At 75.1% G+C, this 635-nt stretch carries 1 pseudogene; it reads right to left on the bottom strand.

The window, feature by feature from the left end:
* Positions 1-57: 57 nt before the first annotated feature.
* A pseudogene (locus VR44_RS37625) lies at positions 58-635 on the bottom strand (DNA polymerase III subunit gamma and tau); the annotation flags it as partial.

Below are 635 nucleotides of genomic sequence, written 5' to 3'. Positions count from 1 at the left end.
GCCCAGGGTAGCCCGGACGGCGTGGCCGGTTTCGTGCGGCCACCCAATACCGGGGGCCTACTCGTTCGTGTATTCCTCCACAACGGTCGCTCCGAGCTCGCGCACGATCAGGTCGTGTCCGGTCAGGGCGCTGTCGACGAGGTCGGGGTCGTCCGCCTCGGGCACGTCGTCCTCGGGGGCCACCGGCGGGGGTCCCTGCTGCACGGGCGGCTGCGGCGCGGGGGCCGCCTGCGGGGGCGGCTGGGACGCCGGCTGCTGCGGCTGCGGTGCGTAGGCCGGGGCCTGGGGGGCCTGCGGGGGCGGCGGGCTGTAGGCGGGCGCCGGGGGCGGGCTGTAGGCCGGGGCGGCCGGAGCTCCGTACGAGGGGGCCGAGGGCGCGGGGCCACCGCCGCCCACGACGGCGTCGATCTTCCAGTTCACCTGGAACTGCTCGGCGAGCACGGCCTTCAGCACGTCCTCGCTGCCGCTGCTCGCGAAGTTGTCGCGGGCTCCGGGGTTGGGGAAGCCGAGCTGCAGGGTGGTCCCGTCGAAGCCGGTGACCTGGGCGTTCTGGCTGAGCAGGATCCAGGTGAAGCGGCGGCGGTTCTTGACGGCCTCCAGCACGCCCGGCCACATCGCCTGCACGTGCCCGACCC

Source organism: Streptomyces katrae, from assembly GCF_000966975.1.
Lineage (GTDB): Bacteria > Actinomycetota > Actinomycetes > Streptomycetales > Streptomycetaceae > Streptomyces > Streptomyces katrae.
Note: the sequence above shows the minus strand (reverse complement) of the source record. Positions and strands in the feature narration are given on the sequence as shown.